Origin of the sequence: Flavobacterium sp., assembly GCF_049318185.1 — a bacterium.
Lineage (GTDB): Bacteria > Bacteroidota > Bacteroidia > Flavobacteriales > Flavobacteriaceae > Flavobacterium.
On the sequence record NZ_JBMOGV010000119.1, the window covers coordinates 1 to 6113 of the forward strand.

7 protein-coding genes are annotated in these 6113 nt (G+C 33.0%); 2 read left to right on the forward strand and 5 right to left on the reverse strand.

What is annotated here, in order from left to right:
* Window positions 1–739, reverse strand: a 739-nt coding sequence (gene rluF / locus ACOYLT_RS09710) for a 23S rRNA pseudouridine(2604) synthase RluF (RefSeq protein ID WP_422853657.1), incomplete at its 3' end; no start/stop codon positions are given.
* 115 nt (window positions 740–854) lie between these two features.
* Here rluF and ACOYLT_RS09715 point away from each other — a divergent pair.
* Complete coding sequence (locus ACOYLT_RS09715; RefSeq protein ID WP_422853658.1) at window positions 855–1727, forward strand: cyanophycinase; 873 nt, start codon at window positions 855–857, stop codon at window positions 1725–1727.
* Window positions 1728–1732: 5 nt separating this feature from the next.
* Window positions 1733–2575 (forward strand): isoaspartyl peptidase/L-asparaginase, encoded by an 843-nt coding sequence (locus tag ACOYLT_RS09720; RefSeq protein ID WP_422853659.1) that lies wholly within the window; start codon window positions 1733–1735, stop codon window positions 2573–2575.
* Between the two features lie 78 nt (window positions 2576–2653).
* Here the strand turns inward: ACOYLT_RS09720 and rplT are convergent, their stop codons facing one another.
* From rplT to thrS, 4 genes are all read right to left on the reverse strand, one after another.
* Complete coding sequence (rplT, locus tag ACOYLT_RS09725) at window positions 2654–2998, reverse strand: 50S ribosomal protein L20 (protein WP_422853660.1); 345 nt, start codon at window positions 2996–2998, stop codon at window positions 2654–2656.
* 151 nt (window positions 2999–3149) lie between these two features.
* On the reverse strand, window positions 3150–3347 hold the full coding sequence (rpmI, locus tag ACOYLT_RS09730) for a 50S ribosomal protein L35 (protein WP_011921545.1): 198 nt from the start codon (window positions 3345–3347) through the stop codon (window positions 3150–3152).
* Between the two features lie 25 nt (window positions 3348–3372).
* Window positions 3373–3873 (reverse strand): translation initiation factor IF-3, encoded by a 501-nt coding sequence (infC, locus tag ACOYLT_RS09735; protein ID WP_422853662.1) that lies wholly within the window; start codon window positions 3871–3873, stop codon window positions 3373–3375.
* Window positions 3874–3949: 76 nt separating this feature from the next.
* Window positions 3950–5896, reverse strand: a complete 1947-nt coding sequence (gene thrS / locus ACOYLT_RS09740; RefSeq protein ID WP_422853661.1) for a threonine--tRNA ligase — start codon at window positions 5894–5896, stop codon at window positions 3950–3952.
* Window positions 5897–6113 lie beyond the last annotated feature (217 nt).

Below are 6113 nucleotides of genomic sequence, written 5' to 3' on the forward strand. Positions count from 1 at the left end.
ATTTTGGCAAACTTGCTTCTTCTGTTTTACTTGAAGGTTCAATAAGTTTGTTCAATTGTTTGATTTCGTCATCGGTTAAATTACGATATCTACCTATATGTACATCTAGCGAAATATTGATAATTCTTGTTCTTTTCAAAGCGGTAACTTCATAATCAAGATACTCACACATTCTGCGAATTTGTCGGTTTAAACCTTGTGTCAAAATAATTTTGAATACATGTTTACTGATTTGTTCTACTTTGCATTTTCGAGTAACAGTATCCAAAATAGGAATGCCATTGCTCATTTTTTCAATAAATCTGTCCGTTATGGGTCTGTCAACAGTTACAATATATTCTTTTTCGTGATTGTTTCGTGCGCGGAGAATTTTGTTTACAATATCACCATCATTTGTCATAAAAATTAAACCTTCACTGGCTTTGTCCAATCTACCAATTGGAAAAATACGTTTAGGATAATTAATATAATCTACAATATTATCTCGTACATTTTGATTAGTGGTACATTCTATCCCAACTGGTTTATTAAATGCTAAGTAAACAGACTTATCTGTTTTTTCACGAACCAATTTACCATCCACACGCACTTCATCATCTGGAGACACTTTTGTTCCCATTTCTGGCACTATTCCATTGATAGTAATTCTTCCTTCTTCTAATAATTTATCAGCTTCACGACGAGAACAATATCCAGTTTCAGAAAGGAATTTATTAATACGTGTTAGGTTACTTTCCATTCAACAAATATATAATAAAATGATAATAGTAATTCTTGATAAGTACGTTGATAAATTGGTTTCAAAAAAATAAAAAAAACGTTGTAGGTTTTAAGATTTTGTTATTTTTACCAACATGAATATACAAGGAAAACTAATCATAATTGGTGGTGCTGTAGATAAAGGCAGTTTCACTGAAAATGATTTAGACAAAAGCGCTACAAAAAATTTAAACTTCTTTGAAGAAGGAATTTTAAAAAGAATAATAAAAGAGTCTAAAAATAAAGAATTATCTAGGATTGAAGTGATTACTACAGCCTCAAAAATCCCTAGAGAAATTGGCCCTGAATATGTAAAAGCATTCAATTTTTTGGGTGCATATAATGTTGATGTAATTCATATTGAACGCAGAGAACAGGCTTCTGATGAAGACGTTTTAAATAGATTAAAATCGGCAGATGTTGTTATGTTTACTGGTGGAGATCAATTACGATTGACTTCTATACTGGGCGGTACTCCATTTCATGATATTCTAATTAGTAAATATCGTAACGAAGATTTTACTTACGCTGGAACTTCTGCTGGTGCTGCTGCGGCTTCTAATAATATGATTTATCAAGGAAGTAGTCAAGAAGCTTTGTTGAAAGGAGAAGTGAAAATCACCTCGGGTCTTGGTCTTATTGATGATGTTGTTATTGATACTCATTTTGTGCAAAGAGGAAGAATTGGAAGATTGTTTCAAGCCGTTGTAGGTAATCCAAAAGTACTTGGTATTGGACTAGGTGAAGATACAGGTTTGTTAATTACTAACGGAAGACAAATGGAAGCATTAGGTTCTGGTCTAGTGATTTTGGTTGATGGTAGAGAAATAAAAGATACTAATTTGACTCAAGTAGAATTGGGGCAGCCAATTTCTATCAATCATTTAGTAACACATGTGATGAGCAAACATGACAAGTTTGATTTGGATACTTTTAAAATGACTATTCATTCTTCTCAATACGTTTAGTAGAAATGAAAGTAATCATTCACGGTGGGTTTTTCTCAGAATCGTCAACTAATTTAGAGACTAAAATTGCAAAACAACAAGCTCTTTTAAAAGTTGTAAAGGATAGTTATCTTTATTTGAAATCGCATAGTGCACTAGAAACTGTGGTTTATGCTGTTTCACTTTTGGAAGATAATGAATTATTTAATGCAGGTATTGGTTCCCAAATTCAGAGTGACGGAAAGATAAGGATGAGTGCTTCTTTAATGGATGGCTCAACTATGAAAATGAGTGGTGTTATCAACATTGAAGAAGTCAAAAATCCTATACAAGTAGCGCAAGTTTTATTAAATTATGATGATAAAGTACTTGGTGGAAGTGGGGCAACAAAGTTTGCAAGACAACATGGTTTTAAAAAATTCTCTACTGAAATTCCACAACGAAGAGCAGAATATGAAGCGAAATTAAAAGCAAATGGAACTGGCACTGTAGGTTGTGTTGCATTAGATAACAAAGGCAAAATTGCGGTGGCAACTTCAACAGGTGGAAAAGGTTTCGAAATACCCGGAAGAATTTCTGATTCAGCAACTGTTGCGGGAAATTATGCCAATGAATTTTGTGGCGTAAGTTTAACAGGAGTTGGTGAAGATATTGTGAGTGGAGCAGTAGCTGCCAAAATTGTAACTCGAGTTACCGATGGTTTTACTATTGAAAAAGCATTTGAAAAAACTTTTAATGAATTAAAACCTTTTGATGGTTTTGCTGGCGCGATTGCAATAGATAGCAAAGGAAATATCCATCATCAAGATTCACATCCAAGTATGGTTTTTGCTAGTTTTGATGGAGTAAAAGAGGAAGTTTTTAATTAAGTTTATTAAACAAAAAAAACCAATCTTATGATTGGTTTTTTTATATGTAAGTAAGTTAAATTATGGTTGTACAAACGTTTATTTTACTTTTTTCACAACTGCTTTAAAGGCATCTGGGTGATTCATTGCTAAATCAGCTAATACTTTACGGTTCAATTCGATACCGTTTTTCTTAACTAATCCCATAAATTGTGAGTAACTCATTCCTTCCAATCTTGCACCAGCGTTAATACGCGTGATCCACAATGCACGGAAATTTCTTTTGTTTTGCTTTCTATCGCGGTAGGCATAAACCATTGCTTTTTCTACAGCGTTTTTGGCAACTGTCCAAACGTTTTTACGACGACCAAAGAAACCTTTGGCTTGCTTCATTATCTTTTTTCTTCTTGCTCTTTTAGCAACTGAATTTACTGATCTTGGCATAATTTTGTTGTTTTTTTGTAGCAGGCGTCCCGAATTTAATCAAGGGAACTTAATAGCCATACTCCAAGGTTATTAAATAATTTTTTAAACCTAAAGAATTTTTTAATTGATAATTGATAATTATCCATCATCAATTGTACATTGTCAATTGTTATATAATTCTTAATTGTTGTTTAATGCTTTTCTCATCTGTTTTGTGAACCAAAGCAGAGTGGGTTAAAGCTAATTTACGCTTTTTAGATTTTTTAGTCAAGATGTGACTTTTAAAAGCGTGTTTTCTCTTGATTTTTCCAGAGCCAGTTACTTTGAATCGCTTCTTAGCACTGGATTTTGTTTTCATTTTAGGCATTTTTTCCTAGTTTATTTAATTTAACTTACTTACTTTTTTTCTTAGGAGCAATGAACATAATCATTCTCTTTCCTTCTAATACTGGCATAGCTTCCACCTTTCCGTACTCTTCTAAATCTTGAGCTAAACGAAGCAATAAGATTTGTCCTTGTTCTTTATAAATAATTGAACGCCCTTTAAAGAAAACAAAAGCTTTTAATTTTGAACCTTCTTTTAAGAACTTTTCTGCATTTTTTCTTTTGAATTCGTAATCATGCTCATCAGTTTGAGGTCCGAAACGAATCTCTTTTACCGTGATTTGAGTTGATTTTGCTTTTAATTCTTTATCACGCTTTTTTTGTTGATAAATGAATTTACCATAATCCATCAATTTACAAACTGGTGGATCTGCATTAGGGGAAATCTCAACCAAATCTATTTCAAACTGTTCAGCTAGTTTAAGTGCATCAATAAATTTAAATACACCTGGCTCTATGTTTTCGCCAACTAAACGCACTTCAGAAACTCCACGAATTAACTCATTAATTCTATGTGCTGCTGTTTTTTCTACTCTAGGTTGATAACCTCTGTTATTTCTAATTGCTATGGCTCTATAATTTTAATTAAACTTCAAATATTTTTAATGTTTTGTCTATTTCTTCGTTCACAATTTTAGAAAATTCTTCAATTGTAACCGTGATGTTGCCTTTTCCTTCTTGGCCGTGACGACGAACAGAAATAGTTCCGTTTTTCTCTTCTTCCTCTCCTACTATCAGCATAAACGGCACCTTTTGAACTTCTGCCTCCCGGATTTTCTTTCCTATGGTCTCGTTGCGGTTATCAATTAGGGCGCGAATTTCGTGATTTTCTAGCAATTCTAAAACTTTTTTCGCATAATTTTCATATTTCTCACTCAAAGACAATATTATAGCTTGTTCAGGCATTAACCATAAAGGGAAGTTTCCGGCTGTATGTTCTAATAAAATCGCAATAAATCTTTCCATTGAACCAAATGGTGCACGATGAATCATTACTGGTCTATGTAACTTGTCATCAGCGCCTTTATAGGACAGTTCAAAACGTTCTGGTAAATTGTAATCTACCTGTATAGTTCCTAATTGCCAACTTCTTCCTAAGGCGTCTTTTACCATAAAATCTAATTTCGGACCATAAAAAGCAGCTTCGCCACTTTCTATAACATAATTCAATCCTTTGTCATGTGCTGCGCTGATGATAGCTTTTTCAGCTTTTTCCCAGTTTTCAACACTTCCTATATATTTATCTGGATTGTCCAAATCACGAACGGAAACCTGAGCTGTAAAGTTTTCAAAACCCAGTGAACCAAAAACATATAAAACTAAGTCTATAACTTTTTTGAATTCACTATCCAATTGATCAGGAGTACAAAATATGTGCGCATCATCTTGTGTAAATCCCCTAACGCGTGTTAATCCATGTAATTCACCACTTTGCTCATATCTATATACAGTTCCAAACTCAGCATATCGTTTTGGTAAATCTTTATAGGACCAAGGTTTTGTATTATAAATTTCGCAGTGGTGTGGGCAATTCATTGGTTTTAATAAGAATTCCTCTCCTTCGGCTGGAGTTGTGATAGGTTGAAAACTATCGGCACCATATTTTGCATAATGTCCAGAGGTTACATAAAGTTCTTTTTGACCAATATGTGGAGTTACAACTTGTTCATACCCTGCTTTTTTCTGTGCTTTTTTCAAAAACTGTTCTAGACGATCTCTCAAAGCAGCTCCTTTCGGTAACCATAATGGCAAACCTTGACCCACTTTTTGAGAAAATGCAAATAATTCTAATTCTTTTCCTAATTTTCTATGATCGCGACGTTTAGCTTCTTCTAAGAGCTCTAGGTAATCAGTTAGATCTTTTTGCTTCGGAAACGAAATACCATATACACGAGTTAATTGTTTGTTTTTTTCGTCACCTCTCCAATAGGCTCCTGCAACGCTCATGATTTTCATAGCTTTGATAATTCCAGTATTAGGAATATGACCCCCACGACATAAATCAAAGAAATTCGAATGATCACAGAAAGTTATCGTTCCATCCTCAAGATTTGAAATTAATTCAGTTTTATATTCATTATCTTTATATACTTCCAATGCTTCAGCTTTAGAAACAGCTCGCATTTTAAACTCGTGTTTCTCTCTAGATATTTCTAAAATACGATCTTCAATACTTTTAAAGTCAGCATCAGTTATTTTGTTGTCTCCAAAATCTACATCATAATAAAATCCATTCTCAATTGCAGGTCCAAGTGTTAATTTTATTCCTTTAAATTTTTCTTCTAAAACCTGCGCCATAACGTGAGAAGTAGAATGCCAAAAAGCTTTTTTACCATCTTTGTCATTCCATGTATATAAAACTAGTGAACCGTCGGTCGTTAATTCTGTCGAAGTTTCAATCGTTATTCCATCAAAAGTAGCCGAAATTACATTTCTTGCTAATCCTTCACTAATGCTTTTTGCAACATCCATCGGAGTCGAACCGTTTGCGAACTCCTTAACTGAACCGTCAGGTAGAGTAATATTTATCATTCCTTAAATTTTATGGACTGCAAATATAGGAGATTAGCAAAACACATACAATATTTATATAGTCTAAATATAAGAAGTTTTTTAAAAAATAAATTATTTTAACAATCGTGGTTTGCATTGTACTGTTTCACATATCATAAATTTAATTTGCTTTTTATTTGATTAATAATTTCTATTCTATTAATTTGTTAACAATTTTGATTTATATTTTGTAACA

Excerpts from the sequence above, each read along its gene's own strand:
- ACOYLT_RS09715 (WP_422853658.1), top strand. The coding sequence starts at position 855 with ATGAATATACAAGGAAAACTAATCATAATTGGTGGTGCTGTAGATAAA.
- ACOYLT_RS09720 (WP_422853659.1), top strand. The coding sequence starts at position 1,733 with ATGAAAGTAATCATTCACGGTGGGTTTTTCTCAGAATCGTCAACTAAT.
- rplT (WP_422853660.1), bottom strand. The coding sequence starts at position 2,998 with ATGCCAAGATCAGTAAATTCAGTTGCTAAAAGAGCAAGAAGAAAAAAG.
- rpmI (WP_011921545.1), bottom strand. The coding sequence starts at position 3,347 with ATGCCTAAAATGAAAACAAAATCCAGTGCTAAGAAGCGATTCAAAGTA.
- thrS (WP_422853661.1), bottom strand. The coding sequence starts at position 5,896 with ATGATAAATATTACTCTACCTGACGGTTCAGTTAAGGAGTTCGCAAAC.